Raw genomic sequence first — 24,119 nt, 5'->3', positions numbered from 1 at the left:
AAGCGCGGGCCCGCGCCCTTAAACGCCACTGAAAGTGTCGCAGCGGGCCGGATCGCCGGTCTGCAACCCCACGCGTAGCCAGTGCATGCGCTGCTGCGACGTACCATGCGTAAAGCTGTCGGGCACCACGCGCCCCTGCGCCTCGCGCTGAAGCGTGTCGTCGCCGATCGCATTGGCGGCGGTCATGCCTTCCTCGACATCGCCGGGTTCCAGGCGATCACGATTCTTCGCGCCCCATACACCGGCGTAGCAGTCCGCCTGCAATTCCAGCATCACCGACAGCTTGTTGCCCGCAGTGCGACCAAGCTGCGCCTGCTGGCGCTGCACGTCAGCCGAGGTGCCCAGCAAATCCTGCACGTGATGGCCCATTTCATGCGCGATGACATAAGCCTGGGCGAAGTCGCCGCTCGCGCCATAGCGCTGCTTGAGTTCGTCGAAAAAGCTGGTGTCGAGATAGACACCGTCATCGGCGGGGCAGTAGAACGGCCCCATCGCCGATTGCGCGGCGCCGCAGCCCGATTGCGCGCCGCCGCGGTAGAAATTGATCGTCGCCGGTGTGTAGCGCAGCCCTTCGGAGCGGAAGATGCTGTCCCATGTATCGTCGGTGGACGTCATCACGCGGCAGGCGAACAGTTCCGCCTGCGTGTCGCAGGGGCGATTCGCGGACGACTGCTGCTGTCCGCCATATCCGACCTTCCCGCCGGTCGAACCCAGCATCCCGCCACCACCACTGAGCGCCATATATGCGACGCCGATAATCACGAGTAGCGCGATCCCACCGCACCCCATGCGCCGACCGAGCAACAGCGGCAACAGACCGAGCAGCGGGAAGCCGCCGCCGCCACCGCCTCCGCTGCCGAGATCCCGGGCATTCCTGGTCGGGTCGAGATCGTCGAGCCGCATTGCACATTCCCCTGTCGCTTCGGTCGCCGAGCATAATGCGCGAGCTGCTGCCATGTTGCATGGGAAATTCGTGCGAGCCGCCTTGATGCAGCGCACAATAAGCGCCATCTGGTGCGTCATGGCCGATGCCGACCCATCCGCGTCGCGCCGCCAGCGCGGCCCGATGCCCCTGCCCGATTGCGTCGCCCTTGTCCTGCAGGGCGGCGGGGCGCTTGGCAGCTATCAGGCAGGCGTGATCGAGGCACTCGGAGAGTCGGGGATCGATATCGACTGGGTCGCGGGCATCTCGATCGGCGCGGTCAACGCCGCGATCTTTGCCGGCAATCCGCCCGAACGACGCATCAAGCACCTTCGCGCATTCTGGGACGAGGTCACGAGCGCGCTGCCCAGCTTTCCGATCTTCCCGCAGGATGTCGTGCGCGAGTTCGTGCACGAATGGTCGGCAGGCGCGGTCCTCGCAACCGGCGTGCCAGGCTTTTTCCGGCCGCGACCGATCCCGCCGTCGCTCGCCGTCCCCGGTACGGTCGAGGCGCTGAGCTTTTATGACAGCACGCCGCTTGCTGCCACGCTCGACCAGCTTATCGACTGGGACCTGCTCAACAACGGTCCGGTCCGCCTGTCGGTCGGCGCGGTCGAGATCGAGAGCGGCAACTTCCGGTATTTCGACACGCACGATACCGAAATCGATGCGCGCCACGTGATGGCGTCGGGCGCGCTTCCCCCGGGACTGCCGCCGGTGGAGATCGACGGAAAGCTCTATTGGGACGGCGGCCTCGTTTCCAACACGCCGCTGATCCACGTCCTCGACAATCAGGATGCGCCGATGCTGGCGTTTCAGGTCGACCTGTTTTCGGCCAACGATCAGCGGCCGCGCACGATCATGGACGTGATGGCGCGCGAAAAGGAAATCCGCTTTTCCAGCCGTACCCGGTCGGTCACCACCGAACGGATGCGACTGCGCGCCGAACGCGAGGCCATCCGCAAGGTCCTCGCGAAGCTCCCCGCCGAACTGACAGACGACCCCGATGTGGTCGCGCTTCGTGAACAGGCGACCGAGCTGCCGGTCAACCTCGTCCATCTGATCTACCGCGCCAATGCCTGGGAGGGCGGCAGCCGCGACTTCGAATTTTCGCAGCGCACGATGCACGAACACTGGCATGCAGGGCGAGAGGCGATCGCCGAAACGATGGCCAATGCCCGTCTCGTCGCGCAGAACATCATCGACGGGAAAACCGCCGCCTTCGACCTTACCCACCGCTGACAAGGAGTATCCCCCCTCATGTTCCTCAAGGGCAAAAGCGTCATCATCACCGGTTCGACCTCTGGCATCGGGCTGGCCTATGCCAAGGCGTTCGCCGCCGAGGGCGCGAGCGTGGTGATCAACGGCTTCGGCGACGAGGGTGAGATCGAGAAAGAACGCGCCGCCCTTGCCGAGACGAGCGGTGCGACCGCGCTGTACGATGCCGCCGACATGACCAAGCCCGACGAGATCGAAGCGATGGTCAAGCGTTGCCACGACGAAATCGGCGGCCCCGACATCGTCATCGCCAATGCCGGCATCCAGCATGTCGCGAAGATCGAGGATTTTCCGCCCGAAAAGTTCGAAGCGATCCTCGACATCAACATGAAATCGGCCTGGTATCTGTTCCGCGCCGCGGTCCCGCACATGAAGGAAAAGGGCTGGGGCCGGATCATCTCCACCGCGTCTGCGCACAGCCTGATCGCCAGCCCGAACAAGACCGCCTATATCATGGCCAAGCACGGCATCGCCGGTCTGACCAAGACGCTGGCGCTCGAAACCGCGACCGACGGCATCACCGTCAACTGCATCTCGCCGGGCTATGTCTGGACGCCGCTCGTCGAGAACCAGATTCCCGACACGATGAAATCGCGCGGGATGACGCGCGAGCAGGTGATGAACGATGTTCTGCTGGCGGCACAGCCGACCAAGGAATTCGTGATGCCCGACGAGGTCGCCGCACTCGCCATCTTCCTGTGCCGCGACGAAGCGAAGGCGATCACGGGTGCGAATTATTCGATCGACGGCGGCTGGACGGCGGCCTGACGCAAATCGGGGTTCGACAGCACGGAAATCGCCGCTAGTCTCGACCGATCGTGTTCGAGGGTCGCGTCTCCATGCTCAAGCAATCGTTCGCCGTCGCCGTGACGGCGCTGGCTCTGTCCGCCTGCGCGAATCATGCCGCGCCGCCCGATATGGCTGGCGCAGCGCCGGCGGCGGACTGGCACCGGATGGCAACGGCCCAGGACCGGGTACGGCTTCGCGACTGGCGCGATGCGTGGATCGACGCGCTGTCAAAGGCCCGGACGGCGGACGCAAAGGCGGTCGCTGCGCAGGGCGATTTGTTCAAGCCCGACCTCGCGCTCGCGGGAGCGATGCCGCCGCCGGGTCTTTATCGCTGCCGCACGTTCAAGCTCGGCTCGGCCGGAACCGCCGCGCGTGACTTCACGCAGTATCCATGGTCCGAATGCCGCGTCGAGGATGAGGAAGGCATCGCCGCGCTCTACAAGACCAGCGGTTCGCAGCGTCCGGTGGGGCTGATCCTGCCCGACAGCGACACGCGCGCGGTATTCCTCGGCACGCTGGTACTCGGCGATGAAAAGACGGCGCTGCAATATGGCCGCGATCCCAAACGCGACATGGCAGGCTATGTGAAGCGTGTCGGCGACAGCCGCTGGCGGCTCGCGCTCCCCTATCCGCATTTCGAATCGCTGCTCGACGTGATCGAGCTGGTACCCGCGGATAAAACGCCCAACTGACCGGCTTGTGCGCCGCCGAACCGGGCGAGGCTATTTGCCCCGGCCCGCCAGCAGACGGGGCCGCACGAAGATCGCGACGAGCATCAGGATGCCCAGCACCGCCAGCGGGATCGTTTCGCTGCGCGCAAGCCGGATGATGAGAACCGTTCCGATGACGCTGCCCAGCGCCATGCCGATGCCGGGTATCCATTTCCGTCTCCCGGCATGGCGCCAGGCCATCAGATTGACGATGGCGAAGGTCACGAGAAACACCAGGCTCGCCGCTTCGACCAGCGAGGAGAGCGATCCTATCACCGCAAGTGTGCCCGCCAGCACGCCGATCACGACCACGGGACGGTCCGGCACGCCGGCGCCGTTTTCATGGTCGATCCAGCGCGGAAGTTCACCGTCATCGGCAACGCGGCGCGCCAGTTTGGCGGTCGAGAACAGCGTCGAATTGATCGCGGCCGACGTCGCGAACCCGGCTGCCACGGTCATTGCGATCATACCCGGCGTTCCGGCTGCCGCGCGCGCGGCGACGCTGAGCGCCACTTCGCGCTGATCGACGATCGCGCCGGCGCCGACCAGCATCGGCGCCCCCAGCGCCACGACGACGTACACGAAGACCACGAAGATCGCGGCGGACACCAGCACCGGTACGAACAGGCGCTGCGCGTCGCGCACCTCGTCATAATCATACGCGAGAAGTTGAAAGCCCTCATAGGACATGAAGATCGCAGCCGCCCCGGCGAATGCCGCCGTGGGCGGGTGCGCAGCGATGCCGTTGGAAAGCTGACCCGGGTTCCAGTGCGCAAGCCCGAATGCCGCCAGCACCAGAAGCGCGATCAGATTGCCGGAGACGATCACCACCTCGACCATCGTCATCTTGCCCACGCCGAGCAGGTTGAGGCCGATCAGCGCCGCCGCGATTCCCGCGGCGAGCAGCCGGATCGCCCATGGTCCTCCGCCGAACGACCAGGCGACATAATGACCGAAGGCATAGGCATAGACCGAAATGGTGAGCGTGTATCCGACGATCAGCAGCCATGACAGGCTGCCGGCCCAGCCTTCGCGATTGCTTTCTTCCAGAAATTCGAAGGCGCCGCCCGCCTTGCCGAAGTGATTGGATAGCGTGGCATAGCTCCAGGCGGTGGCGACGGCGACGATTCCAGCGAGCAGAAAGCTGAGCCACGACCAGATACCCGCTGCTGCGATCACAACGCCGAGAGCGATGTAAATCCCCCCGCCGACCATGCCGCCCGCCGCCAGTGCCCATACTCTGACGGGCCCGAGTGCCTTGCCGCTATCTGCCATGCATTCCCTTCTTATCCTGTCAGGGAAACCCGTCCCCCGGCATGGCGTTCCAACCGGTCGGCCAATTCCAGCTCAAGCAGTACGGTCTGGACGACCGCTGCCGAGCATCCCGCCTGACGAATGACTTCATCGACGGCCACCGGCACCGGACCGAGCAGTTCGGTCACGGCGCGGCGCTCGGCCTCGCCCGCGTCGGCGCCGCCAGTTTCCGACGAAAAGGGCGATGTCGGCGAACGGACCGCGCGCAGATCGATGGGCCGCAGCATCTCCAGAATATCCGCAGCCGACTGGACCAGCGTCGCGCCTTCGCGGATCAGCAGATTGCATCCTTGCGCACGCGGATCGAGCGGGCTGCCGGGCACCGCCATCACCTCGCGCCCCGCTTCGTTGGCCAATCGGGCGGTAATCAGCGACCCCGATTTCGGTGCAGCCTCGACCACCACGGTGCCCAGCGCGGCGCCGGCGATGATGCGGTTGCGATAGGGAAAATGGCGGGCACGCGGTTCGGTGCCGGGCGGCTGTTCGGCGATCAGCAGTCCTTGCGTCGCGATCGCTTCCTGCAATTCGGCATTTTCGGGCGGGAAGGCGATGTCGATGCCGCTGGCGATCACCCCGACCGTGCCCGAGGACAGCGAGGCGATATGCGCAGCGGTGTCTATTCCGCGCGCGAGGCCGGAAATTACCGTCGCCCCCTCCCCCGCCAGCCCAGCGGCGAGCGTGCGGGCAAAGCGGACCGCGGCGGCAGAGGCATTGCGCGCGCCGACCATCGCCACGGTCGGCCGCGCGAGCAGCGACATGTCGCCGCGCACGATCATCGCGGGCGGCGGATTCTCGATCTCTGCAAGCAGCGCCGGATAGTCGGCATCGCCCAGGAAACAGTAACGCGCGCCCAGCCTCTCGACCGTCGCGATTTCGTCGGCGATCGCGCGCTCATCGGCAATTCTCGGCGCGCGGTTCCCGCCACGCGCCGCCAGGGCGGGAAGCGCATCGAGCGCGGCCTCGGCGCTGCCGAAGCGTGCGAGCAGGTGTCGATAGGTGACCGGCCCGATATTGGCCGAGCGGATCAGGCGAAGCCGCGCGAACGCGGCATCAGTCATTCTTGCTGCCGACCCTGGGCTCGGTCCCGGCGATGAGCCTGTCGATATTGGTGCGATGCTTCCACAGCACGATCAGCGCCAGTGCGAGAAACAGCAACGACACACTGAAATCGCCGAACCAGGCCGCGCTCACCGGCGCGCTGATCGCAGCGGCGATCCCCGCCAGCGAAGAAATGCGCACGGTCGCCAGCAGGCCGAGCCAGACCAGCGCATAGACCAGCGCACAGGGCCAGCACAGCGCAAGCGCGATCCCCATGAAGGTCGCCACGCCCTTGCCGCCGCGAAATTTCAGCCAGACCGGATAGCAATGGCCGACAAAGGCAGCAGCCGCCGCCAGCAATTGATCGCCCGGAAACAGCCACATGGCGAGCGCTACCGCCGCCCATCCCTTGAACAGGTCGAGCAGCAATGTCGCCGCGGCCAATCCCTTGCGACCGGTGCGCAGCACATTGGTCGCGCCGATATTGCCCGAACCGATCGAGCGCAGATCGCCCGCACCGCTAAGGCGCGTCAGGATCATGCCGAACGGGATCGAGCCCAGGAGATATCCCAGGACCAAAGCAGCCGCAGGCGCCATCCATAAAATTTCAGTCTGCACACTCGCCCCCTTGCCACAGGCAAGCTAGGGGGTGGATTGTCTATCCGCAACAATCTCCATCAACACCGAAATGAATCCAGCCAGCCCGACAACCGACGCCCGCCCGATCCTGTTCTTCGATTCGGGCATCGGCGGCCTGTCGGTGCTGCGCCCGGCGCGCGAATTGCTGCCCAACGCGCCCTTTGTCTACGCTGCCGACTCGGCGGGCTTCCCCTATGGCACGCGCAGCGATGCCGAGATCGCGGCGCGGGTTCCGGCGCTGCTCGGACGGCTGACCGAGCGCTACCACCCGCGGCTGATCGTCATCGCGTGCAATACCGCCTCGACAATCGCGCTTGCGGCGGTACGCGCCGCGCTCGACCTGCCGATTGTCGGCACCGTGCCTGCTATCAAACCCGCTGCGGAAATCAGCAAGACACGCGTCATCGGCGTGTTGGGCACAAGGGCTACGGTTCGCCAGGCCTATGTCGACGACCTGACGGCGAAGTTCGCGGCCGATTGCACCGTGCTGCGGCATGGCTCGGCCGAACTCGTGACGTTGGCGGAGGCGAAATTGCGCGGTGAAGCGGGCACCCCCGCCCAGTATCGCGCGGTCCTTGACGGGCTGCTCGGCCAGCCGGGCGGCGAACGCATCGACATCGTGGTCAACGCCTGCACCCATTTCCCGCTCGTTGCCGAGGAACTGGCACAGGCCGCCGACCGCCCGTTGCGCTTCATCGACGGCGGTCCGGGCATCGCGCGGCGCATCGCCTATCTGACGCAGGGCCAGCAATGGCCGCAATCGCCACCACCGGGAATCGCGGTGTTTACCGGACCGGCGGATAATGCAGCGCGGCTCGCCCCGGCGCTTGGCCGGTTCGGGCTCACCGAGCTTCAGACTCTATAGCGAGGTCAGTTCCGCGCCGGAATGGCAACGCGAACCGACTCTTCCCCCATTAATGCCGAATACCGCTCGGCCAATTCGATATGGATACGCCGCACGGCAGCGTCGCTGGCACGATCCGCCGAGTCGCGTTCCTGCTGTACACGCTTCGCCCAATATTCATGTTGGTCAGTCATTGGCAAAATCCCGATAATTCAAGCGGGAGCGCATTCTCTCTCTGTCGCGGCCATGCTTGTTCCTGAGCAACCGCGATGACTTCTTCTCTACCACAGCGAGCACCCGGGAGTCTTGATGGAGAGCAAGATTCGGCGGTGCTTGTCGTGGAAACGATCGGCCGCCGACCCGTTCCGTAAAGCAACTTACTGGAAATCGCCGCGCTTTGCCGGTAACGGAGCGATTGACATGACGAGCCCTACCGAATCCCGCCCGGTCGACTACGACCGCGTGTTCTCGCAGGCGATCGACCGTCTGCATGCCGAGGGGCGCTACCGCGTCTTCATCGACATTCTGCGCAACAAGGGGATGTTCCCCAATGCGCGCTGCTTTGCCGGGCATAACGGCCCCAAGCCGATCACCGTCTGGTGTTCGAACGATTATCTGGCGATGGGCCAGCATCCCAAGGTCATCGGCGCGATGGAAGAGGCGCTGCACGACGTCGGCGCCGGATCGGGCGGCACGCGCAATATCGGCGGCAACACGCATTATCACATCGACCTGGAGGCCGAACTCGCCGATCTGCACGGCAAGGAAGGCGCACTGCTGTTCACCTCGGGCTATGTCTCGAACGAGGCGACGCTGTCGACGATTGCCAAGGTGCTGCCCGGCTGCATCATCTTTTCCGACGAGCTGAACCATGCCTCGATGATCGCGGGCATCCGCCATTCGGGCTGCGAAAAGCGCGTTTTCCGCCACAATGATATCGCGCATCTCGAAGAACTGCTCGCCGCCGAAGACCCGGCGACGCCGAAGCTGATCGCATTCGAAAGCGTCTATTCGATGGACGGCGACGTGGCCCCGATTCACGCGATCTGCGACCTTGCCGACAAGTACAACGCGCTGACCTATCTCGACGAGGTTCACGCCGTCGGCATGTACGGCGCGCGCGGCGGCGGCATTTCCGAACGTGACGACGCCGCCCACCGGCTGACGATCATCGAGGGCACGCTTGCCAAGGCGATCGGCGTGATGGGCGGTTATATCGCCGCCGACAAGACGATCATCGACGTCATCCGCAGCTATGCGCCCGGCTTCATCTTCACGACGTCGCTGTCGCCCGTACTCGTCGCCGGCGCTCTCGCAAGCGTGCGCCACCTGAAGGCCTCTTCGGAGGAGCGCGAGGGGCAGCAGGCATCGGCGGCAAGGCTGAAGGCAATGATGCGCGAGGCCGGCCTGCCGGTGATGGATTCGACGACGCACATCGTCCCGCTGATGGTCGGCGACCCGGTCAAGGCGAAAAAGGTCAGCGACATCCTGCTCGCCGAATACGGTGTCTATGTGCAGCCGATCAATTTCCCGACCGTACCGCGCGGTACCGAGCGGCTGCGCTTCACGCCCGGGCCGACGCATGACGAAGCGATGATGCGCGACCTGACGCGCGCGCTCGTCGAGATCTGGGACCGGATGGAAATGAAGCTGGCGGCGTAAACCGAAGGCTTACCCAGCCTGCAACTTGCGAAGCACAGCCAGCGCTTCGTCCGCCATCCCGGCCGGCACGAAGACATGGTCGTGGTGATAGGCGGCAACGATATTTGCCGGAATGTCGCATTCGGCAAGTGCGCCCGACACCGCTGCGGTCAGTCCCACTCCGTCGAGCGCGGAATGAACGTTCAGCGTAATGCAGCGCATCGGCATCGCCCCGGCGTCGGCGTCGGCGGGTGCGTCGGCCTCCGCCAGGATCAGCGACAGCCCCTCCGTCTCGCGAAAGCTGCCCAGTGCAAGCGGCGAAAGCGTTGCCGCATCATCGCCAACGGTCACGAATACGAAGCGGCCCGGCAGCAGCTGCGGGTCCATCGCCGCGATCATCGCCTTGCCGTCCCGTACCGCGTTCATGCCGTCCGCCTCTTCAATGTCGCCGCCCATGCATAGCCGCGATAGGGTGCGCGGAAATCAAGCAACATGTCCTCATCGGCCGCGACCTGTTCAAGCACCACGGGCAGCGCGCGGCGCGGCGTCACGTCGAATTTGGCAAGCCATGCGAACAGCCCGGCGCGGAACCAGCCGGGCAGGTGTTCCTGCTGGCCGAAATCGACGATGTGGAGCGCGCCGCCAGCCGCCACCGACTTCGCCGCCAGCCGGATCGCCGCCTGCCAATCGGGGATCATCGACAGCGTATAGCTCATGAACACGCGGTCGAACGCATCGCATCCGAACAGGCTTGCCCCTTCATCGAACATGGCGTCGCCCCGGGCCAGATGGACACGTCCTTCGAGGCCGGCCCGCTTCAGATTGGTCCGCGCGGTCTCCAGCATCGCTTCGGATATGTCATATCCGAAAAAGCGCGCATCGGGCCAACGCCTTGCCGCAGTGATCGCGTTGCGCGCGGTGCCGCAACCGATTTCGAGCACAGTGCCGCCAGGCGGCGGCGCCAGATCGGCGATCAGCGCGTCGCGACCGAGCAGATAATATTTGCGCGTCAGGTCGTAGAAATGACGCTGGGTGCGATAGATCGCGTCCATATGACCGGCATGGCCGGCGACGGTATCGGTCATTTCAGCACATAGAGATGAACGCCGCCGTAAATCGCCGAGCGGTCGCGCGCGGTGAAGTCCAGCGACTCCTCGGCACGATAGTACCAGCGCCCCAGGATGTCGTCGGGCACGCGGCCGGGAAGCAGCGTCGGCTGTGCCGCCGTGCGGAACAGCACGCGCGCGCCGGGCTTCGCCGTGCGGGTGATCTCGCGCCACAGCCGGGTAAGCTGCGCATCGGTCATCCAGTCCTGCGCGTCGAGCAGGATATAGCGGTCGAGCGACGCATCCGGCATCGATTCGAGATAGTCCGCCATGTTGGCGTGGCGGACATCGACGCGGTCAGCGCGTTCGACGACCGCATCGTAATTGTCGGCCTGAAGATAGGGGGGAAGCGGTGCCGCCGGTCCTTCCCCATAGCCGCGTCCGAATGCCTGCCAGGCGAAATAATTGTCGGCGAGGTCGAAGCCGCAGGCGAGCTTTTCGAGCCGATGGCGCAGCACCGCCGAAATCCCCTGCGGATCGTCGCCAGCGAGCGCTTCATACTGCGCCGGCGGGATGCCGAGTCCGAACAGCGATGCGGGTTGGTCGATCAGCCAGCGGACCAGCCGCCGGTCGAACACGGGCGCGAACTTGGCGTCGAAGATTGCGCGCTGTTCCTCGATCGTCTTCGCCGCCAGCAGGTCGCGCGGGTCGAGGCCGTGCAGCCGCGCGACGACATGCGCCATCCCGATGAACCCGCCGAGCAGCCCGCGCTTGTAGAAGCCCTTGCCGAAACCCGAAATCCGCCGCCGCCCGGCAAGCCCGCGCCCTTCCCAATAGCGCCGCGAAATATCGTCGAGATGCGGGCGCACATGGTCTGTGTACGCGCGGACATTCTCCTTGCGGTTGGCCTGCGCGAAGAAGCGGTGAAAGGCGTCATATCCCGGCAGGTGCTTCGCGGCCGCAAGCTTCAGCCGGTTGAGCGCGATATGCGCGGTGTTGAGGTCGACTGCCGTAATCGCTTTCGGATCGGCGGTCAGATAGCTGAGCACGTTGCAGCCGCCTGAAGCGATCGTCACGACATGGCAATCGGGCGTGATCGCCAGCGCCTCCAGGTCGACGACCGGGTCTTCCCAGATCTGCGCGTAAACCAGCCCGCGAAAGGCAAAGGTGAAGGCGCGCTCCAACAGGCCCTGTTTCGACAGATTGTGATGCTGGTGTACCGCGCCTCCGACGGCGCGTCCGGTCGTGCTCTTGCGTTCGGGCTTCATGTCCATCCCCGGCCAATCCGCGCCCCCGTGCGCGGTTGGCGCCGATTAGCCGGGGTCTGTGACGCTGGCGTGTCAGCCGGCGGACGTCAGTCGCGGCAATAGCCCTCACCCTGCTCGACCGTCAGGCAATCCTTCTTGCCGGCGAGATATTTCATGCCCGTCGCGTTGCCGTCGGTGTGGTGCAGGACATAGGTGCCGCCCGGACGGGTGAACCGGATGCCCTTGTCCGTCGCAACACCGTCGAAGGTGCCGTTATGGTCGAGGTCGTACTGCATCTTCAGCAGATATTTGTCGCCGCCGCCTTCGGCCTTGGTGATGTCGAGATAGGTCCCCTCTACGCCAACCCAGCGACCAACCCAGTCGTCATAGGGGCCGGGCTTGACCGGCCCGACAATGGCGTTGCCCGCATCGGCGATCCCGCTTCCGATGACATCGGTCGTTTCGTCGACGACGTTGACGACCGCGCTGCCCGCATCGTTGTCGCCCCCGGCGCTCGCATTGGCGCCGTGATCGGCGCTGCTGCACGCCGCCAGACCGGTGGTCAGCATCAGGATCGTCAGGCTCTTTCGCATTCGCATCTCCCTTGCAATGTGCATACTTGGCTCGACAGCGGATCGGTCCTATGGACGGGACCATGTCGCACCGCATCGCCATCGCCGCCGACCACGCCGCCTATGCCATGAAGGCCGAAATTGCCCAATGGTTGCAGGAAACGGGGCACAGCGTCCAAGACCTCGGCACCAACGGCCCCGAAAGCGTCGACTATCCCGACTATGGGTACAAGCTGGCCGAGGCGGTCGCGAGCGGCAACGCCGATTTCGGCATTGCGCTATGTGGTTCGGGCATCGGCATTTCGATCGCGGTCAATCGCAACCCCGCCTGCCGTTCGGCGCTGGTATCGGAGCCGCTTTCTGCAGAGCTGGCACGTTCGCACAATGACGCCAATGTCATCGCGATGGGCGCGCGGCTGATCGGGATCGAGATGGCCAAACAATGCGTCGAGGCATTTCTGTCGACCGAATTTCTCGGCGACCGCCATACGCACCGCGTCGACAAGCTCGGCGCACCTGCGTTCGAGACTGCCGCAGGTTGATAAGGACATTTCGACCCGCCCGCGGGCAATCGGCGGTGGCAATCCTGCCCGTCAGGCAATAGATAGCGCACGAGAACGATGCGGCCCCGCAGCCCGCTTCAGCAACATTCACGCCTCGCCAAGAAGGATCGCGCCATGAGCACCAATGCAAGCACGCTCCACGACGTTCAGCCCGACGGATTTTTCACGCGCGGCCTTGCCGAAGCCGACCCCGAGATCTTTGCCGGCGTCAAACATGAGCTCGACCGAGAACAGCATCAGATCGAACTGATCGCGTCGGAAAACATCGTGTCGAAGGCGGTGCTCGAGGCGCAGGGCTCTGTCTTCACCAACAAATATGCCGAAGGCTATCCGGGCCGCCGCTATTATCAGGGCTGCCATCCTTCCGACGAGGTCGAGCAACTCGCGATCGACCGCGCGAAAAAGCTGTTCGGTTGCGGGTTCGTCAACGTTCAGCCGCATTCGGGCGCGCAGGCAAACGGCGCGGTCATGCTCGCACTGGTCAAGCCCGGCGAAACGATCATGGGGCTGAGCCTCGACGCCGGCGGACACCTGACCCACGGCGCCAGGGCCGCGATGTCGGGCAAGTGGTTCAACGCGGTCCAGTACGGCGTGCGCAAGGACGACCATCTGATCGATTTCGACGAGGTCGAGCGGCTGGCGAAGGAACATCGGCCCAAGCTGATTATCGCAGGTGGTTCGGCATATCCCCGCGCGATCGACTTCGCGAAGTTCCGCGCGATCGCCGACGAGGTCGGGGCCTATTTCATGGTCGATATGGCGCATTTCGCCGGGATCGTCGCGGGCGGCCTGCACCCGTCGCCGTTCGGCCACGCGCATGTCGTCACCACCACCACGCACAAGACGCTGCGCGGACCGCGCGGCGGCATGGTGATGACCGACGACGAACAAATCGCGAAGAAGATCAACTCGGCGGTGTTCCCCGGCCTGCAGGGCGGCCCGCTGATGCACGTGATCGCGGCGAAGGCGGTCGCGTTCGGTGAGGCTCTGCGCCCGGAGTATAAGAGCTATATCCGCGCAGTCGTCGACAATGCGAAGATGCTCGCCGCGACGTTGAAGGAACGTGGTTCCGATCTCGTCGCGGGCGGCACCGACACGCACGTCGCGCTGGTCGATCTGCGTCCGCTCGGCATCACCGGCAAGGACGCGGACGAGGCGCTCGAACGCGCGGCGATCACCTGCAACAAGAACGGCGTGCCGTTCGATCCGTTGCCGCCGATGAAGACGAGCGGCATCCGCGTCGGATCGCCCGCCGGTACGACGCGCGGCTTCGGCACCGCCGAGTTTCAGGAGATCGGCAACATGGTCGCCGACGTGCTCGACGGCCTTGCCGAGAAGGGCGAGAGCGGTGACGCGGCAGTCGAGGCCGACGTCAAGCAGCGCGTCCGCGCGCTGTGCGAACGCTTTCCGATCTATCCGCAACAGTAAGGAAAACCGTTCGTGTCGAGTGCAGTCGAGACACCTTGGCAGGGCTTCTCGACTGCGCCCGAAGCAAACGGCTCAAATAGAGTGGTTCACCGATAATGCGTTGCCCGTTCTGCGCCCATGAGGCGAGCCAGGTGAAGGATTCGCGGCCGACCGAGGACGGCGCAGCGATCCGCAGGCGACGCCAGTGCGAAGCGTGCGGCGCGCGTTTCACCACCTTCGAGCGCATCCAGCTCCGCGATCTGACCGTCCTCAAGTCCGAGGACAAGCGCGAACCCTTCGACCGCGACAAGCTGGTCCGTTCGGTCTCGATCGCATGCCGCAAGCGGCCGATCGACAGCCAGCAGGTCGAAAAGCTCGTATCGGGCATCCAGCGCCAGCTCGAAACGGGCGGCGAATCGGAAATCGCGGCGCAGCGTATCGGCGAACTGGTTATGGACGGCCTGAAAGGCCTCGATTCGGTCGCGTACATCCGCTTTGCCAGCGTCTACAAGGACTTCACCGAGGCACGCGATTTCGAAGAATTCGCCGGTACGGTGAACGAGGTGGCGAAGCAGTAGCAAGGCGTCCTGGTGGACGCGCTCAAGCCCGCATGAAACGCTCCGTTTCGCGCCGCTGCACTTGATCCCTGCGACCGCCCGGCCCAAATGCCATTCATGCTGATCGAAACCGAAACCACGCCCAATCCGGCGACGCTCAAATTCCTGCCCGGCCGCACCGTGATGGAGGCGGGCACGCGCGACTTTGCCACGCCCGAAGAGGCAGAGGCATCTCCGCTTGCCGAAACCCTGTTCGGGCTGGGCGACGTGACCGGCGTTTTCTTCGGACAGAATTTCATCTCGGTCACAGCGGCGCCCGGCGTCGATTGGAACGATCTGAAGCCCGACGTGCTGGCCATCCTGCTCGACCATTTCTCGGGCCAGATGCCCCTGTTCAAGCCCGGCTCGGCAGCAGGCATCGCGGTGCCGCCGGCAGCGGAGCAGTTCGAGGACGATCCCGAGGATGCCGATATCGTCGCGCAGATTCGCGACCTGATCGACACGCGCGTCCGCCCCGCGGTCGCCAACGACGGCGGCGACATCGTCTATCGCGGGTTCGACAAGGGTAAGGTCTATCTGCAGATGCAGGGCGCCTGTTCGGGTTGCCCGTCATCGACCGCGACGCTGAAACACGGCATCGAGCAGCTTCTGAAACATTATGTGCCCGAAGTGACCGAGGTTCGCGCCGTCTGATCGGCTGCGCCATCGAACGACTGTCAAGCAAAAGGATACGCCATGGGAAAGCCGCTCGACGAGGCAGGGCTCGACACGATCTTCCGCACCGCGCGGACCTATAACGGCTATACCGACCAGCCGGTGACGGAAGCGGAAATCCGCCGGATCTACGACCTGCTGAAAATGGGGCCGACATCGGCCAATCAGCAGCCGGGCCGCTTCGTCTGGTGCCTGTCGCAGGAGGCGAAGGACACACTTGCCGATTGCGCCGGCGGCAACAATCCCGACAAGATTCGCGCCGCGCCCGCGGCGGTCGTCATCGGGATGGACGAGGACTTTCACGAGGAACTGCCCTGGCTGTTCCCCCATGCCGACGCCAAGAGCTGGTTCGACGGCGACCCCGAAGGCCGCAAGGAACACGCCTTCCGCAATTCCTCGCTGCAGGGCGCGTATTTCATCATCGCCGCGCGCGCAGTCGGACTCGATACCGGCCCGATGTCGGGATTCGACCATGACAAGGTCAACGCTGCTTTCTTTGGCGACAATCCGAAGGTGAAGGCGAACTTCATCTCCACGCTGGGCCATGGCGATCCGTCGACGATCTTCGACCGCAGCCCGCGCCCCGATTTCGACAAGTTCAACACGGTGCGCTGACGCGCACTTCTCCCCCGACCTTGCCGTGCGGCCGATCTGCTCTATCGTGGATCGGCCTTGCCGAACGGAAATACAGTGCCGACCGATAGCCGTACCCTCGTCATAGAGACCGCGACCGCCGCCTGTTCGGTCGCGCTGCTCGACGGAAAGTCGGTGATCGCGCAGGCGCATGAAGTCGTCGGCAGGGGCCATGCCGAAAAGCTTGTCCCGATGATCGCCGGCCTGCCCGATCAGGGCCGCGCAGGCCGGATACTGGTCGACTGCGGACCGGGCAGCTTCACCGGCGTTCGGGTCGGCCTTGCTGCGGCACGCGGTCTCGGAATCGGATGGGGGGCCAGCGTATCCGGGTATTCGTCGCTCGCGCTGCTTGCCGCGGCAGCTTTCGCGGAAACCGACGCGCCAGACGCGCTGGCGGTGGTGCTGGAGGGCGGCCACGGCGAGGTCTTTGTGCAGAATTTCACCGCCGCGCCCTTCGCTGCGACCGGACCGCTTGCATCGCTTCGTCCCGAAACCGCGCTGGCCGGGCTCGGTGGACGGCGCGCGATCGGCAGCGGCGTGCGCCGCCTGATCGCGCTCGATGCGTCGGTCGATGCGACAGAAGCGCTGCCGCGCGCTGCCGATGCGACGACGCTGCCTGCCGATTACGCCGAGCTCGACGCGCGCCCCATTTATGGTCGCGCGCCCGATGCGAAGCCAAGCGTGAGCGCGGCATGAGCTCGGTGCGCGGCATTGTCGCGCTGAGCGCCGGCGATGCGACCGACCTCGGCGACGTGAACGCGATCATGGCGGACGCGTTCGACCCCCGCTACGGCGAGGCGTGGACACCCTCTCAATGCGTGGGAATGCTCGCGCTTTCGGGCATCTGGCTGACCATGGCGAGCGTCGACGGACAGAGCGCAGGCTTTGCGCTGGCGCGGTCGATCATGGATGACGGTGAGCTACTATTACTCGCGGTGCGCAATGACTTTCGCCGGCGTGGAGTCGGTTCGGCATTGCTGAGATCTGTAATTCGAGAAGCTGGGGCACGCGGCGTTACGGGACTTCATCTTGAAGTTCGCAAGGGCAATCCCGCAATCGACCTGTATCGCCGCGAAGGGTTCAGAAAGGTTGGCGAACGCGCGAGTTATTATCGCGGCATTACTGGCCAGCAATACGATGCGCAGACTTTCCACCGCATGTTAACCAAAGAATAGAGCAAAGTCCTTTTTAATACCACAATTATATCCTATAGTTGTCTTCAGGTGCACCCCTACGATGCGCCTGCCCCCTTGAACAGTATTGAAGTTTGAAAGGAATGTAATGGATAATCAATCGGATATGCAGGAGACGTTGGTTACCCTGACTGCCGATATCGTTGCCGCGCATGTCAGCAACAACAGCGTTGCCGTGTCCGATCTTCCGCTGCTCATCCAGAACGTCCATAGCGCGCTTGCCAATGTCGGCGGCGTCGCGGCCGAACCGGAGCCCAAGCAGGAACCGGCGGTTTCGATCCGCTCCTCGGTAAAGCCCGACTATATCGTCTGCCTTGAGGACGGAAAGAAGCTCAAGATGCTCAAGCGTCACCTCATGACGCATTACGAGATGACCCCGGACGAATATCGCGCCAAGTGGAACCTGCCTTCGGATTATCCGATGGTCGCGCCCAACTACGCCGAACAGCGCCGTAACCTGGCCAAGAAGATCGGCCTCGGCACCAAGCGCCGCAAGCGCTGAGCGAATATCCCTCTCCGGGCCTTCGCTATTGGCCCGGAGAGGGTATCTCCTCTTTCCCAACCGGCGTGATGGCATTACATCCTCCGGGGGAAAGGAACGGAATGGCTCGCAAGATCGACCTCGAAGCATTGTGTCATGAAAAAGGACTGCGCATCACCGACCAGCGTCGCGTGATCGCCAAGGTGCTGTCCGAAGCCGACGACCATCCCGATGTCGAAAAAGTCTATGAGCGCGCCTCGGCGATCGATTCGGGCATTTCGATCGCGACCGTCTATCGCACCGTGCGCCTGTTCGAAGAGGCGGGCATCCTCGACCGGCACGACTTCGGCGACGGCCGCTCGCGCTATGAGCCTTCGCCGGAATCGCACCACGACCATCTGATCGACGTCGAGACCGGAAAGGTCATCGAATTCGTCGATCCCGAACTCGAACTCCTGCAAAAGCAAATCGCCGAACGGCTGGGCTTCCGCCTCGTCGATCACCGCATGGAGCTCTATGGCGTCGCACTCGACCGCAAGAGCTGAAGCCGCAGCAGGCAATCCGCCGCCATTGACGCTCGCCGGGCGTTTGCGGTTCGCCGTTCGCGTTGCGCTGATGCTGCTGGCGACGGCCATCGCCGTGCCGCTCCATTATCTGTGGCGGTTGTTCCGCCTCCCCTCCCCCTGGCCGCGCTTTTATCTGGGCACCTGCGCACGCATCGCCGGAGCCCGCGTCCGGCGCGTCGGAAAGCCGCTGAAGCGCGACGTGTTCTACGTCGCCAACCATCTCAGCTGGCTCGATATTCTGGCCATGGCCGGGGCGAGCGGCACCGCCTTCATCGCCAAGGCGGAGATCGAAAAGGCGCCGGTCGTCGGCTGGCTCGCCGGCCTCAACCGCACCGTTTACGTCAGTCGCGAGGACCGGATGGGCGTCGCGACGCAGATCGAACGGCTGCGCGAAGCGCTTGCCGAAAATTGGGCGATCACGGTCTTTCCGGAAGGCACGACGACCGACGGAAAGTCGCTGCTGAAATTCAAGACGCCGATGCTGCGCGTGCTCGAACCACCACCGGAGGGCGTGATGGTTCAGCCGGTAATGCTCCACTATCACCATGCGGGCGAAGAGATTTCGTGGATCGGCGTGGAAAGCGGCAAGGACAATGCAATCCGCGTGCTGGCGCGGCGGGGCACTTTCCCCGTCACCATCCATTTCCTCGAACCCTTCTCTCCCGCCGATCATGGCGGTCGCAAGGCAATCGCCGCGGAAAGCCGCAAACGGATAGAGGAAGCATTGGTGGCGGCACTCGGCCACCCCCTGCGAGAGTTCGCTTATTAGGATACGGCACGTCAAAGACGCCAAAACTGGGGACAGCATGACCAAGGTGGCAATAATTGGGCCGGGAGCAATCGGCGGCACGATCGCAGCCTGGCTGATCGAAACCGGCCATGATGTTCAGATTTGCGCGCGGTCGCCTTTCGCGCATCTTCATCTTTCGCACCCGAACGGCACGATCGACGCGGCGGTGACGGTCAGGACGCGGCCGGAAGAAACCACGCCGGTCGACATCGTCATATCGGCGACGAAGACATATGACAGCGCAGCGGCGAGGCAGTGGCTGACCGGCCTGCTTCACGATAAAACCATATTGGCGATATTCCAGAACGGCGTCGAACATCGCGACCATTTTGCCGGGAGCATTGCACCGGAGCGTATGGCCCCTGCGATCGTGGACATTCCCGCCGAGCGGCACGCCGCCGGCGATATCGTTCAACGACGAAGCGGTACGATCACCCTCGCCGATGACGACGCAGGGGATGCAGTGATGCGCCTGTTCGAAAACACGCCGATTACCGCGTCGGTCGTGCGCGACCTTACCAGCGTGGCATGGCGCAAGCTCGCCCTGAACTGCGCCGGGATCGTCAATGCAATTACAGGGAAGCCCGCCGGTGTCGCCCACCAATCCGACGCGGCACGCGCAAAGCGAATGCTCACCGCCGAATGCGTTTCAGTGGGACGGGCGGAAGGTGCCGACCTGCCCGATACGCTGCCGGATGACGTTGTCGATCACTATCGAAAAGCGCCGCCGGATTCGATCAACTCGATCCATGCCGACTTCATCGCCGGTCGCGCGATGGAAATCGACGCGCGCAACGGCGTGATCGTTCGGCTCGGTCGAAAACACGGCATCGCAACACCGGCGAATGAACTGGCTATCGCGCTATTGAACGCAGCAGCGTCACGATAATCGCGACGATCCGCCGCAGTACACCACCGCCGATGGGATGCCGGGGTTGGCGCGCGGATAGCCTCCGGCCCAGTTCCCCCCTCCCATTACCATTTGTCTTCGGCGCGTTTCGGGCTAGGCAGGTGGCAACAGCGGGGAGACGATGACGATGCGCCTGATTTCCGGAATCATGATTGCCGGCCTGGCGGTCGCGCTGCCGATGGCGAGCGCCGATGCGCGGCCTGCCGAACAGGGGCCGGAGCGTGCCTTTACCGGGGCCGACCTGTTCAATCTGCAGGGCGCGACCGATCCGCAGATCAGCCCTGACGGGTCGAAGATCGCCTATGTCCGCATGGGCGCCGACATCATGACCGACAAGGAAAAGCCCGAAATCTGGCTGATCGACGTGAAGTCGGGCGAACAGGCCCCTATCGCGACCGGGCCGGGCGCCTATTTCTCGCCGCGCTGGTCGCCGGACGGCGGTCGCCTTGCCTATGTCGCCACCGATGGCGAGGGCAGCCCGCAACTGTTCGTCCGCTGGATGGCCAATGGCGAAGCGACCAGGATCACCGGCCTGCCCGACAGCCCGCACAGCCTCGCCTGGTCGCCCGACGGCAAGACCATCGCCTATGTCATGCGCGTGCCGGGCGAATCGATGAAGCTCGGCAAGCCACCCGCAAAGCCCGAGGGCGCCAAATGGGCGGAACCGCTTCAGATAATCGACCGCGTCACCTACCGGATCGACGATGCCGGCTATCTGAAACCCGGCTTCGATCACATCTTCCTCGTCTCCGCCGATGGCGGAGCGCCGCGCCAGTTGAGCTTCGGAAAATATGACGATGGCGGCCCGCTGTCGTTCAGCCCCGACGGCGGAACGATCTATTTCAGCGCCAACCGCAGCCCCGATTGGCAACGCGAACTGATGAACAGCGAGGTCTATGCGCTCGACGTGGCGACCGGCAATGTCCGCGCGCTCACCAGCCGCAACGGCCCCGACGCGTCGCCGGCGGTGTCGCCCGACGGCCGCCGCATCGCCTATATCGGCTTCGACGACGTCAATCGCAGCTACGAGAACAATGAACTGTACGTGATGAATCGCGACGGTTCGGGGGCGCATTCGCTGACCGCCGGACTCGACCGGTCGATCGACGATGCGCAATGGGTCGGCAATGACACGATCATGGTGTCGTATGACGATCACGGCGTGAAGCGCGTCGCGCGCGTCGACCTGAACGGCAATGTAAAACCCGTCGTCTCCGGCCTGACGGCGGGATCGGGGGTCGACCGGCCCTATACCGGCGGATCGTTCAGCGTATCGAAGCGCGGAACCATCGCCTATACGCGCGGCACCACCCAGCGTCCGGCCAATGTCTATGTCAGCGGCGGCGGCGACGGCCGGCAACTGACCGCGCTGAATGCGACGTGGATGGCGGCCAAGGCGATGGCGCCGGTGAAAAAGCTGCCAGTGACCGCGCCGGATGGCCGCGCGATCGATGCCTGGCTGGTGACGCCGCCGACACGCAAGTCGGGCGAGCGCGTTCCGCTGATCCTCGAAATCCATGGCGGTCCCAATGCGGCCTATGGCCCGAGCTTTTCGACCGACGATCAGCTCTATGCCGCCGCCGGCTATGCCGTGCTTTACGTCAATCCGCGCGGCAGCACCTCCTATGGCGAGGAATTCGCGAACCTGATCGACCGCGCCTATCCCGGCACCGATTATGACGACCTGATGGCCGCCGTCGATGCGGCGATCGCGGATGGTACTGCCGATCCGGACAACCTGTTCGTGACCGGCGGATCGGGTGGCGGCGTGCTGACCGCATGGATCGTCGGCAAGACCGACCGGTTCAAGGCGGCGGCGACGCAAAAACCGGTCATCAACTGGACCAGCGAAGCGCTGACCATGGACATGACGACCTTCACCTCGCGCTACTGGTTCGACAAGAAGCCGTGGGAAGCGCCGATGAAATATTGGCAGCGCTCGCCGCTCAGCCTGGTCGGCAACGTCAAGACACCGACGCTCGTCGTCGTTGGCAGCAACGATTACCGCACGCCCGTAAGCGAGGCCGAACAATATTATGCCGCGCTGCAAATCCGCGGCGTACCGACCGCGCTGGTCAAGGTGCCGGGCGCCAGCCATCACGGCATTGCCGGCCGCCCGTCGCAATCGGCGGAAAAGGTGGCGGCGATCCTCGCCTGGTTCGACAAGTACCGCGACACGACGCCCGGCGATGCACCGCCGATCGCGAATAGCGGCACGGACTGAGCGGGCGAGCCGGCGTATCCATGTCGCTTGAACTGCTGCTCGCGCGCTACGGCCTGTTCGCGCTGTTCGTCGGAGCAGGGTTCGAGGGGGAAACGATCGTCACGCTGGGCGGCATCCTCGTCCAGCGCGGCACGCTGCCCTATACCGGCGCGGTACTGGCAGCGGCATGCGGATCGTTCATCGCCGACCAGATCTTCTTTCGTATCGGCCGCCGCTCGCGCGACAGCAAGTTCGTGCGCAAGCTGCACGCGCGCGCCGCATTCGCCCGCGCGCTGAGGACCTTCGATCGCTATCCGACCGGCTTCGTCTTCTCGTTCCGCTTTCTGTGGGGCCTGCGCACCGTCAGCCCGGTGGCGATCGGCACGACATCGCTGCCTGCCCCGCGTTTTGCGGCGATCAACGCGGTATCGGCGCTCTTATGGGCGACGCTGTTCGTCACGCTGGGATTCTGGTTCGGCGAGGCGATCACCGAGCTGTTCGGACGTATCGCAGAGGTCGGCCGCGTGCTCCTGATGGGTGCGATCCCGGCATTGCTGATCGCAGCGGCCGGGTATTTCGCGGTACTGTCGTGGCGCGCGCGCAAGCGCTGACGCCGCCCCTTACGAAGCACTCCGGCTTCGGCTATAGCGCGCCGCCATGGCGAAGACTCCCAAAACCTATCATGTGAAGTCGTTCGGCTGTCAGATGAACGTCTATGACGGCGAACGCATGAGCGAACTGATGGCCGAGCAGGGCCTGAGCGCCGCCGCGAGCGCGGAGGAGGCCGATCTGGTCGTCCTCAACACCTGCCATATCCGCGAAAAGGCGACCGAAAAGGTCTATTCGGACATCGGCCGGCTGCGCAAAGGCGGCCGCAAGCCGATGATCGCGGTCGCCGGCTGCGTCGCGCAGGCGGAGGGCGAGGAAATCGTTCGCCGCGCGCAGGTCGATGTCGTCGTGGGGCCGCAGGCCTATCACAACCTGCCGAAGCTCGTCGCCGACGCCGCGGGCGGCAAGGCCGCGCTCGATACCGATATGCCGCTCGCCAGCAAGTTCGGCGCGCTGCCCGCGCGCCGCCGCGTAGCACCGGGCGCGTTCCTTACCGTTCAGGAAGGCTGCGACAAATTCTGCACCTATTGCGTCGTCCCCTATACGCGCGGCGCGGAGGTCAGCCGCCCCTTTGCCGCGATCGTCGACGAGGCCAGGGCACTGGTCGATGCCGGTGCGCGCGAAATCACGCTGCTCGGCCAGAATGTGAACGCCTGGGCGGACGAGGATGGTCGCGGGCTCGACGCGCTGATCCGCGATCTCGACCGGATCGAGGGGCTGGCGCGCATCCGCTATACGACCAGCCATCCCAACGACATGACGCAGCGCCTGATCGACGCGCACCGCGACGTGGAAAAGCTGATGCCCTATCTCCACCTGCCGGTGCAGTCGGGCAATGATCGCGTGCTGAAAGCCATGAACCGCAGCCACAGCCGCGACAGCTATCTGCGCATCCTCGATCGTGTGCGCGAGGCGCGGCCCGACATTGCACTGTCGGGCGACTTCATCGTCGGCTTTCCCGGCGAAACCGATGCCGAGTTCGAGGACACGCTGCGCCTTGTCGACGAGGTCCGCTATTCGCAGGCATTCAGTTTCAAATATTCGCCGCGTCCGGGCACCCCGGCGGCCGAGATGGACGGCGCCGTCCCGCGCGGGGTGATGGACGAACGCCTGCAACGGCTCCAGGCAGCGCTCAACCGCGATCAGGCGGCGTTCAACGAAGCAACGGTCGGCAAGACCTGCGACGTGCTGATCGAGCGCAGAGGCAAGCATCCCGGCCAGATGCTCGGCAAGTCACCCTGGCTGCAATCGGTCCATCTGGCGACCGATGCGCAGATCGGCGACATGGTGACCGTCGATATCGAACGCGCCGGCCCGAACAGCCTGGCCGGCGTGGAACGGGTGAAAGCCGCGGCCTGAGAAGGCGGCGAGCGCCGGCGCTCGTCATCCGTGCCCGCTCACGCTCGCCACCCAACCGCCGCCCCTCCCTGGAAGGGAGGAAGGGGGCTATGGA

At 64.6% G+C, this 24,119-nt stretch carries 28 protein-coding genes; 19 read left to right on the top strand and 9 right to left on the bottom strand.

Annotated elements, in window-relative coordinates; all coding sequences use genetic code 11:
* Positions 1-18: 18 nt before the first annotated feature.
* Positions 19-903 carry a KPN_02809 family neutral zinc metallopeptidase gene (gene ypfJ / locus J7S20_RS13935; protein ID WP_284054839.1) on the bottom strand — a complete coding sequence of 295 codons (885 nt, stop codon included), beginning with the start codon at positions 901-903 and terminating at the stop codon, positions 19-21.
* A gap of 118 nt (positions 904-1,021) precedes the next feature.
* Here ypfJ and J7S20_RS13930 point away from each other — a divergent pair, with 118 nt between their 5' ends.
* The 3 genes from J7S20_RS13930 (at position 1,022) to J7S20_RS13920 (ending at position 3,681) form a co-directional block, all read left to right on the top strand.
* A complete protein-coding gene (locus tag J7S20_RS13930; protein ID WP_284054838.1) occupies positions 1,022-2,164 on the top strand; it encodes a patatin-like phospholipase family protein in 1,143 nt (380 codons plus the stop codon).
* 18 nt (positions 2,165-2,182) lie between these two features.
* Positions 2,183-2,968: a 3-hydroxybutyrate dehydrogenase gene (locus J7S20_RS13925; RefSeq protein ID WP_284054837.1), complete on the top strand. Its 786-nt coding sequence runs from the start codon at positions 2,183-2,185 to the stop codon at positions 2,966-2,968.
* 71 nt (positions 2,969-3,039) lie between these two features.
* Positions 3,040-3,681, top strand: coding sequence for a DUF4893 domain-containing protein (locus tag J7S20_RS13920; protein ID WP_284054836.1), 642 nt, complete (start codon positions 3,040-3,042; stop codon positions 3,679-3,681).
* Between the two features lie 30 nt (positions 3,682-3,711).
* Here J7S20_RS13920 and J7S20_RS13915 read toward each other — a convergent pair whose 3' ends face one another.
* The 3 genes from J7S20_RS13915 to plsY are packed head-to-tail and all read right to left on the bottom strand — an operon-like array spanning position 3,712 to position 6,648.
* Complete coding sequence (locus tag J7S20_RS13915; protein ID WP_284054835.1) at positions 3,712-4,974, bottom strand: APC family permease; 1,263 nt, start codon at positions 4,972-4,974, stop codon at positions 3,712-3,714.
* A gap of 11 nt (positions 4,975-4,985) precedes the next feature.
* Positions 4,986-6,071: a DNA-processing protein DprA gene (dprA, locus tag J7S20_RS13910; RefSeq protein WP_284054834.1), complete on the bottom strand. Its 1,086-nt coding sequence runs from the start codon at positions 6,069-6,071 to the stop codon at positions 4,986-4,988.
* Positions 6,064-6,648 carry a glycerol-3-phosphate 1-O-acyltransferase PlsY gene (plsY, locus tag J7S20_RS13905; protein ID WP_284055093.1) on the bottom strand — a complete coding sequence of 195 codons (585 nt, stop codon included), beginning with the start codon at positions 6,646-6,648 and terminating at the stop codon, positions 6,064-6,066. The genes dprA and plsY overlap by 8 nt, the downstream gene beginning before the upstream one ends.
* A 91-nt stretch (positions 6,649-6,739) precedes the next feature.
* Here plsY and murI point away from each other — a divergent pair, with 91 nt between their 5' ends.
* Entirely contained in the window at positions 6,740-7,555 is an 816-nt protein-coding gene (gene murI, locus J7S20_RS13900; RefSeq protein WP_284054833.1) for a glutamate racemase, read from the top strand.
* Between the two features lie 5 nt (positions 7,556-7,560).
* Here murI and J7S20_RS13895 read toward each other — a convergent pair whose 3' ends face one another.
* The gene (locus tag J7S20_RS13895; protein ID WP_284054832.1) at positions 7,561-7,728 is read right to left on the bottom strand and encodes a hypothetical protein; all 168 of its coding nucleotides are present in this window, start codon (positions 7,726-7,728) and stop codon (positions 7,561-7,563) included.
* A gap of 226 nt (positions 7,729-7,954) precedes the next feature.
* Between J7S20_RS13895 and hemA the strand changes: the two genes are divergently transcribed.
* Positions 7,955-9,196 carry a 5-aminolevulinate synthase gene (gene hemA, locus J7S20_RS13890; protein WP_284054831.1) on the top strand — a complete coding sequence of 414 codons (1,242 nt, stop codon included), beginning with the start codon at positions 7,955-7,957 and terminating at the stop codon, positions 9,194-9,196.
* 9 nt (positions 9,197-9,205) lie between these two features.
* Here hemA and J7S20_RS13885 read toward each other — a convergent pair whose 3' ends face one another.
* The 4 genes from J7S20_RS13885 to J7S20_RS13870 all read right to left on the bottom strand — a co-directional run bounded on the left by J7S20_RS13885 (position 9,206) and on the right by J7S20_RS13870 (position 12,061).
* Entirely contained in the window at positions 9,206-9,601 is a 396-nt protein-coding gene (locus J7S20_RS13885) for an ACT domain-containing protein (protein ID WP_284054830.1), read from the bottom strand.
* On the bottom strand, positions 9,598-10,260 hold the full coding sequence (locus tag J7S20_RS13880) for a class I SAM-dependent methyltransferase (protein ID WP_284054829.1): 663 nt from the start codon (positions 10,258-10,260) through the stop codon (positions 9,598-9,600). Before J7S20_RS13880 ends, J7S20_RS13885 begins: the two co-directional genes overlap by 4 nt.
* The gene (locus tag J7S20_RS13875) at positions 10,257-11,489 is read right to left on the bottom strand and encodes a BtaA family protein (protein WP_284054828.1); all 1,233 of its coding nucleotides are present in this window, start codon (positions 11,487-11,489) and stop codon (positions 10,257-10,259) included. Before J7S20_RS13875 ends, J7S20_RS13880 begins: the two co-directional genes overlap by 4 nt.
* Positions 11,490-11,575: 86 nt before the next feature.
* Positions 11,576-12,061 (bottom strand): hypothetical protein, encoded by a 486-nt coding sequence (locus tag J7S20_RS13870; RefSeq protein ID WP_284054827.1) that lies wholly within the window; start codon positions 12,059-12,061, stop codon positions 11,576-11,578.
* A gap of 50 nt (positions 12,062-12,111) precedes the next feature.
* Between J7S20_RS13870 and rpiB the strand changes: the two genes are divergently transcribed.
* From rpiB to miaB, 14 genes are all read left to right on the top strand, one after another.
* Complete coding sequence (gene rpiB, locus J7S20_RS13865; RefSeq protein WP_284054826.1) at positions 12,112-12,582, top strand: ribose 5-phosphate isomerase B; 471 nt, start codon at positions 12,112-12,114, stop codon at positions 12,580-12,582.
* A 135-nt stretch (positions 12,583-12,717) separates the two neighbouring features.
* Positions 12,718-14,031: a serine hydroxymethyltransferase gene (gene glyA / locus J7S20_RS13860; RefSeq protein WP_284054825.1), complete on the top strand. Its 1,314-nt coding sequence runs from the start codon at positions 12,718-12,720 to the stop codon at positions 14,029-14,031.
* 95 nt (positions 14,032-14,126) lie between these two features.
* Positions 14,127-14,588, top strand: coding sequence for a transcriptional regulator NrdR (gene nrdR, locus J7S20_RS13855; RefSeq protein ID WP_284054824.1), 462 nt, complete (start codon positions 14,127-14,129; stop codon positions 14,586-14,588).
* A 96-nt stretch (positions 14,589-14,684) separates the two neighbouring features.
* Positions 14,685-15,260 carry a NifU family protein gene (locus J7S20_RS13850; protein WP_284054823.1) on the top strand — a complete coding sequence of 192 codons (576 nt, stop codon included), beginning with the start codon at positions 14,685-14,687 and terminating at the stop codon, positions 15,258-15,260.
* A 42-nt stretch (positions 15,261-15,302) separates the two neighbouring features.
* On the top strand, positions 15,303-15,896 hold the full coding sequence (locus J7S20_RS13845) for a malonic semialdehyde reductase (protein ID WP_284054822.1): 594 nt from the start codon (positions 15,303-15,305) through the stop codon (positions 15,894-15,896).
* Positions 15,897-15,971: 75 nt separating this feature from the next.
* Positions 15,972-16,610: a tRNA (adenosine(37)-N6)-threonylcarbamoyltransferase complex dimerization subunit type 1 TsaB gene (gene tsaB, locus J7S20_RS13840; RefSeq protein WP_284054821.1), complete on the top strand. Its 639-nt coding sequence runs from the start codon at positions 15,972-15,974 to the stop codon at positions 16,608-16,610.
* The gene (locus J7S20_RS13835) at positions 16,607-17,089 is read left to right on the top strand and encodes a GNAT family N-acetyltransferase (RefSeq protein ID WP_284054820.1); all 483 of its coding nucleotides are present in this window, start codon (positions 16,607-16,609) and stop codon (positions 17,087-17,089) included. The genes tsaB and J7S20_RS13835 overlap by 4 nt, the downstream gene beginning before the upstream one ends.
* 106 nt (positions 17,090-17,195) lie before the next feature.
* Positions 17,196-17,609 carry a Ros/MucR family transcriptional regulator gene (locus J7S20_RS13830; RefSeq protein ID WP_284054819.1) on the top strand — a complete coding sequence of 138 codons (414 nt, stop codon included), beginning with the start codon at positions 17,196-17,198 and terminating at the stop codon, positions 17,607-17,609.
* Between the two features lie 101 nt (positions 17,610-17,710).
* Positions 17,711-18,133 (top strand): Fur family transcriptional regulator, encoded by a 423-nt coding sequence (locus tag J7S20_RS13825; protein ID WP_284054818.1) that lies wholly within the window; start codon positions 17,711-17,713, stop codon positions 18,131-18,133.
* Positions 18,105-18,923 (top strand): lysophospholipid acyltransferase family protein, encoded by an 819-nt coding sequence (locus J7S20_RS13820; protein ID WP_284054817.1) that lies wholly within the window; start codon positions 18,105-18,107, stop codon positions 18,921-18,923. The genes J7S20_RS13825 and J7S20_RS13820 overlap by 29 nt, the downstream gene beginning before the upstream one ends.
* Positions 18,924-18,960: 37 nt before the next feature.
* Positions 18,961-19,833 (top strand): 2-dehydropantoate 2-reductase, encoded by an 873-nt coding sequence (locus J7S20_RS13815; protein WP_284054816.1) that lies wholly within the window; start codon positions 18,961-18,963, stop codon positions 19,831-19,833.
* Between the two features lie 142 nt (positions 19,834-19,975).
* Positions 19,976-22,078, top strand: coding sequence for a prolyl oligopeptidase family serine peptidase (locus J7S20_RS13810; protein WP_284054815.1), 2,103 nt, complete (start codon positions 19,976-19,978; stop codon positions 22,076-22,078).
* Positions 22,079-22,098: 20 nt separating this feature from the next.
* The gene (locus J7S20_RS13805) at positions 22,099-22,668 is read left to right on the top strand and encodes a DedA family protein (protein WP_284054814.1); all 570 of its coding nucleotides are present in this window, start codon (positions 22,099-22,101) and stop codon (positions 22,666-22,668) included.
* A 46-nt stretch (positions 22,669-22,714) separates the two neighbouring features.
* Positions 22,715-24,025, top strand: coding sequence for a tRNA (N6-isopentenyl adenosine(37)-C2)-methylthiotransferase MiaB (miaB, locus tag J7S20_RS13800; protein ID WP_284054813.1), 1,311 nt, complete (start codon positions 22,715-22,717; stop codon positions 24,023-24,025).
* Positions 24,026-24,119: the final 94 nt, after the last annotated feature.

This window comes from Stakelama marina (genome assembly GCF_018122655.1).
GTDB lineage: Bacteria > Pseudomonadota > Alphaproteobacteria > Sphingomonadales > Sphingomonadaceae > Sphingomonas > Sphingomonas marina.
Note: the sequence above shows the minus strand (reverse complement) of the source record. Positions and strands in the feature narration are given on the sequence as shown.

Bases quoted from the DNA above. Each gene is read 5' to 3' on its own strand.
- glyA (WP_284054825.1), top strand. From the start codon at position 12,718: ATGAGCACCAATGCAAGCACGCTCCACGACGTTCAGCCCGACGGATTT.
- hemA (WP_284054831.1), top strand. From the start codon at position 7,955: ATGACGAGCCCTACCGAATCCCGCCCGGTCGACTACGACCGCGTGTTC.
- J7S20_RS13875 (WP_284054828.1), bottom strand. From the start codon at position 11,489: ATGAAGCCCGAACGCAAGAGCACGACCGGACGCGCCGTCGGAGGCGCG.
- miaB (WP_284054813.1), top strand. From the start codon at position 22,715: ATGGCGAAGACTCCCAAAACCTATCATGTGAAGTCGTTCGGCTGTCAG.
- J7S20_RS13815 (WP_284054816.1), top strand. From the start codon at position 18,961: ATGACCAAGGTGGCAATAATTGGGCCGGGAGCAATCGGCGGCACGATC.
- plsY (WP_284055093.1), bottom strand. From the start codon at position 6,648: ATGGCGCCTGCGGCTGCTTTGGTCCTGGGATATCTCCTGGGCTCGATC.
- nrdR (WP_284054824.1), top strand. From the start codon at position 14,127: ATGCGTTGCCCGTTCTGCGCCCATGAGGCGAGCCAGGTGAAGGATTCG.
- J7S20_RS13830 (WP_284054819.1), top strand. From the start codon at position 17,196: ATGGATAATCAATCGGATATGCAGGAGACGTTGGTTACCCTGACTGCC.
- J7S20_RS13850 (WP_284054823.1), top strand. From the start codon at position 14,685: ATGCTGATCGAAACCGAAACCACGCCCAATCCGGCGACGCTCAAATTC.
- J7S20_RS13895 (WP_284054832.1), bottom strand. From the start codon at position 7,728: ATGACTGACCAACATGAATATTGGGCGAAGCGTGTACAGCAGGAACGC.
- ypfJ (WP_284054839.1), bottom strand. From the start codon at position 903: ATGCGGCTCGACGATCTCGACCCGACCAGGAATGCCCGGGATCTCGGC.
- J7S20_RS13920 (WP_284054836.1), top strand. From the start codon at position 3,040: ATGCTCAAGCAATCGTTCGCCGTCGCCGTGACGGCGCTGGCTCTGTCC.
- J7S20_RS13820 (WP_284054817.1), top strand. From the start codon at position 18,105: ATGGCGTCGCACTCGACCGCAAGAGCTGAAGCCGCAGCAGGCAATCCG.
- J7S20_RS13915 (WP_284054835.1), bottom strand. From the start codon at position 4,974: ATGGCAGATAGCGGCAAGGCACTCGGGCCCGTCAGAGTATGGGCACTG.
- J7S20_RS13835 (WP_284054820.1), top strand. From the start codon at position 16,607: ATGAGCTCGGTGCGCGGCATTGTCGCGCTGAGCGCCGGCGATGCGACC.
- rpiB (WP_284054826.1), top strand. From the start codon at position 12,112: ATGGACGGGACCATGTCGCACCGCATCGCCATCGCCGCCGACCACGCC.
- J7S20_RS13825 (WP_284054818.1), top strand. From the start codon at position 17,711: ATGGCTCGCAAGATCGACCTCGAAGCATTGTGTCATGAAAAAGGACTG.
- J7S20_RS13930 (WP_284054838.1), top strand. From the start codon at position 1,022: ATGGCCGATGCCGACCCATCCGCGTCGCGCCGCCAGCGCGGCCCGATG.
- J7S20_RS13925 (WP_284054837.1), top strand. From the start codon at position 2,183: ATGTTCCTCAAGGGCAAAAGCGTCATCATCACCGGTTCGACCTCTGGC.
- J7S20_RS13880 (WP_284054829.1), bottom strand. From the start codon at position 10,260: ATGACCGATACCGTCGCCGGCCATGCCGGTCATATGGACGCGATCTAT.
- J7S20_RS13845 (WP_284054822.1), top strand. From the start codon at position 15,303: ATGGGAAAGCCGCTCGACGAGGCAGGGCTCGACACGATCTTCCGCACC.
- J7S20_RS13870 (WP_284054827.1), bottom strand. From the start codon at position 12,061: ATGCGAAAGAGCCTGACGATCCTGATGCTGACCACCGGTCTGGCGGCG.
- murI (WP_284054833.1), top strand. From the start codon at position 6,740: ATGAATCCAGCCAGCCCGACAACCGACGCCCGCCCGATCCTGTTCTTC.
- J7S20_RS13885 (WP_284054830.1), bottom strand. From the start codon at position 9,601: ATGAACGCGGTACGGGACGGCAAGGCGATGATCGCGGCGATGGACCCG.
- dprA (WP_284054834.1), bottom strand. From the start codon at position 6,071: ATGACTGATGCCGCGTTCGCGCGGCTTCGCCTGATCCGCTCGGCCAAT.
- J7S20_RS13810 (WP_284054815.1), top strand. From the start codon at position 19,976: ATGACGATGCGCCTGATTTCCGGAATCATGATTGCCGGCCTGGCGGTC.
- J7S20_RS13805 (WP_284054814.1), top strand. From the start codon at position 22,099: ATGTCGCTTGAACTGCTGCTCGCGCGCTACGGCCTGTTCGCGCTGTTC.